2 protein-coding genes and 1 pseudogene are annotated in these 2032 nt (G+C 62.8%); all 3 read left to right on the plus strand.

What is annotated here, in order from left to right; genetic code table 11:
• Window positions 1–60: 60 nt before the first annotated feature.
• Window positions 61–348, plus strand: a pseudogene (locus QWZ14_RS32060) (LPD7 domain-containing protein); the annotation flags it as partial.
• Window positions 349–409: 61 nt separating this feature from the next.
• Window positions 410–1033: a hypothetical protein gene (locus QWZ14_RS29250; RefSeq protein WP_290320594.1), complete on the plus strand. Its 624-nt coding sequence runs from the start codon at window positions 410–412 to the stop codon at window positions 1031–1033.
• 251 nt (window positions 1034–1284) lie between these two features.
• Complete coding sequence (locus QWZ14_RS29255; protein ID WP_290320595.1) at window positions 1285–1635, plus strand: hypothetical protein; 351 nt, start codon at window positions 1285–1287, stop codon at window positions 1633–1635.
• The last annotated feature ends 397 nt before the right edge of the window (window positions 1636–2032 follow it).

A 2032-nucleotide genomic window follows, 5' to 3' on the forward strand; every position in this document is an offset into this window, starting at 1 on the left:
TCTGCCTGGTTCGCTTGGGTCCGGATAGCCCGCATCTACCGACGTGACCTCGAGCCTGATGTGGCGGCCCACGTCCGCTACGTTCGATCCAATAAGCCCGCCGGCCCAATTACGGTCGGGCTGACGGACGGTGCAGTAATCCAAGACGCCGGGCGGCGGATCTCGACGACTTGGCGAGAACAGGCGGGAGTTTCGACCCCAGCTATTACTGTCATGACGGAGATGGCGCGTGCCAAAGGCTGGACGGCACTCCGCATTCGCGGCGGCAACGAGGAGTTTCGCCGCCACGCGTGGCTGGAATGCCAGAGGGCCGGCCTCGCCGTACACGACTACGACCCGCCACCCGACTTGGTTGCGGCGTGGCATGAGGAGAAAGCCCGAGCAGCCGTCCAGGCAGAGGAGAGGGTGAATGGGCAAAATCCAGGAGATGGAGGAGGCCGCGGCCCGATGGGCCCTGGCTCGAGCGACGAAGACCGAGCTCGATCCGGTGTTGGCGGAGCTCGCCCAGCTCAGAGCAGTGATCGCCCAGAGCCTGGCGTCGACGCAGACGCAGGAGGTAGCTCGCGCAGAGAGACTACGAGAGACGATCGACCCGGTTCTGCTGAGCGTCCAAGCGGCAGTGGACAAGATCATTACCGCGATTTCGCACCATTCCAGCCACCTGACGTCTCTGCAACTGGATCTGGAAATCCTACGTCAGGATCGAAGCTCAGAGACAACCAGGGCCCTGCGCGACCAGATGGCGCACCTAACTCAGCGGCTCGCGGACCTTCCAGAGATGATCGGGGTGCACGTCGTGGAGGCGATCGACAGCAGGACGACGAACCCTGGGATGCCAAGTTCAAACGCAAGTCCGCAGAACGCAGCCGTGCTCGAGCAAATGGACAAAGCCACAGCGTTCGACCGCCTGTCGATGAACCAACAAAATCAAAAGGCACTGGCCAGAATCTTGGCGGAAGTAAAGGCGGAGCGAGAGCGCGAGACGGCGCGACCGAGCCAGGGGAGCGCACCCCATGGGCGGGGCGCGGCCTGACCATCCCCTTCCAGAACGACGCCGCGCGCAAGGTAGGCCGGCGCTATTTAGCCGAGGAACACAAGATCCCCTGGGCCGTCTGGGACCGTGCGGAGAAAGCGAAATTCCTCCACTACTGCCCTGACGAGGGAATCGCGTTCCTCGGCCGACTTGCTAACCAGCCGGCGGCAGTCTCGGCGTGGCTTCACCCGATACCGGAGGGACCGTATCGGGCGCTGCCAGGCAGCGACGACAGCGTCCCGCCTGTGCTGATGGGTGACCCGCAGCGGGTTGTGTTTGTCACTGACGGAGTAACCGCCCTACGGGCCCTGGCAGAGGCGGAGCGGAACGGGAAAGCGCCGCCGACCGTCATAGCGCTCTATCTGCCCAGCCCGGGAAGCGTGTTGCTGAGGTTACCGCCAGACCTGCGCGACATGATCGCCAATGCCGAGAGCGTATCTGGGTTCGGCGTGGTCAATATAAAAGAAGTAAACGAGTGCGTTGAGCAGTGGAAGCTGCTGTATGGCCGAGGACAGCACGAGTCTTATTCCGAAGACTCAAAGCACGAGTACGACCCGTCAGATACGGTGAAATTGAATGATACGAAAGGTTGGAAGGCGTAAGCGCCTAGGGCAAGTATTGACGACCGATTAGGCAAATTCGTGCCAATGTAATCTCTGGCACCACGCGTCATGCCAGAGGGATAGTCGCTATGCCGCCGAGGTCGGGGGGCTACACAGCAAACACCATTTCGCCGGCAGGGCATCAGCAGCTGCGCCGGACCCCTCAGCGCCTGGACGGGTCGCGCGGCTCCGGGCGATCGACCACTGAGCTCGAGGAGGAGATCGGGCTAGGCCGCAAAGTTCTGCGGGCCGCCGGGGTACAGCAGGCGGAGGTCCACGCCCGCAGGCTAGTCGAGCTAAGAGACCTCGGCGATGCCGACTACGCGCCTGCCTCTGTAGTGTGGCAAGGATCGGTAAGTGCTGCCCGCGAGCAGTTCGAGTTGCTGCGTGAGCGCCA

It is taken from the genome of Paeniroseomonas aquatica, assembly GCF_030409335.1.
Classification (GTDB): domain Bacteria; phylum Pseudomonadota; class Alphaproteobacteria; order Acetobacterales; family Acetobacteraceae; genus Belnapia; species Belnapia aquatica.